This window comes from Shigella sp. FC1967, assembly GCF_001743005.1.
Taxonomy (GTDB): domain Bacteria; phylum Pseudomonadota; class Gammaproteobacteria; order Enterobacterales; family Enterobacteriaceae; genus Proteus.
The window spans coordinates 1-316 of record NZ_MIIZ01000031.1 but is presented as its reverse complement, the minus strand read 5'-3'; the positions used below and the strand labels follow the sequence as shown (position 1 = coordinate 316).

Here is a 316-nt window from a genome sequence, read left to right as displayed (position 1 = left end):
GGGTTGTAAAGTACTTTCAGCGGGGAGGAAGGTGATAAGGTTAATACCCTTATCAATTGACGTTACCCGCAGAAGAAGCACCGGCTAACTCCGTGCCAGCAGCCGCGGTAATACGGAGGGTGCAAGCGTTAATCGGAATTACTGGGCGTAAAGCGCACGCAGGCGGTCAATTAAGTCAGATGTGAAAGCCCCGAGCTTAACTTGGGAATTGCATCTGAAACTGGTTGGCTAGAGTCTTGTAGAGGGGGGTAGAATTCCACGTGTAGCGGTGAAATGCGTAGAGATGTGGAGGAATACCGGTGGCGAAGGCGGCCCC

The 316-nt window shown here is 52.5% G+C and carries 1 rRNA gene; it reads left to right on the top strand.

The features are described 5' to 3' along the window. A 16S ribosomal RNA gene (locus BHE89_RS00200) occupies window positions 1-316 on the top strand; the annotation flags it as partial.